The organism is Roseateles sp. P5_E1 (assembly GCF_054049335.1).
In genome coordinates this window covers 1-531 of the sequence record NZ_JBFUMN010000447.1, presented here as the reverse complement: position 1 = coordinate 531, position 531 = coordinate 1, and the positions used below count along the sequence as shown (strand labels likewise).

Annotated in this window: 1 protein-coding gene and 1 pseudogene; both read left to right on the top strand. The window is 66.9% G+C overall.

Going from position 1 to position 531, the window contains the following annotated elements; genetic code table 11:
• Window positions 1–247, top strand: a pseudogene (locus ACXJKJ_RS32020) (tryptophan synthase subunit beta); the annotation flags it as partial.
• A gap of 42 nt (window positions 248–289) precedes the next feature.
• Window positions 290–531 (top strand): tryptophan synthase subunit alpha (locus ACXJKJ_RS32015; RefSeq protein ID WP_457395766.1); only part of this gene is annotated, 242 nt, incomplete at its 3' end.

Sequence of the window (531 nt, the reverse complement as noted above, 5' to 3'; positions counted from 1 at the left end):
CGCATTCCTAAAGGACACCGGCCGCGCCGAGTACGTTGGCGTGACCGATGACGAGGCGCTCGCGGCTTTCCACCAGCTCGCACGTACCGAAGGCATCCTGCCGGCACTGGAGTCCAGTCATGCGATCGCCCAGGCCATGAAGCTGGCGCGCGACATGCCCAAGGACGCGATCGTGCTGTGCAACCTGTCCGGTCGCGGCGACAAGGATGTGCACACGATCGCCGGCCGTGAAGGCATCACGTTCTAGTTCCGGTCCTTGCCGCGACGCCAATCCAATCCGACGACACCGATGAACCGCATCGATACCCGCTTCGCCAGGCTGAAGGCCGAAGGCCGCAAGGCGCTGATTCCYTTCWTCACCGCGGGCGAYCCSKSSCTSGAGGCSACCGTGCCGGTGATGCATGCGCTGRCYGCYGCCGGCGCCGAYGTGATCGAACTSGGCGTGCCGTTTTCCGAYCCSATGGCCGAYGGCCCCACCATCCAGCGCAGCTCCGAGCGCGCCCTGGGCCGCGGTGCGGGCCTGTCGTACGT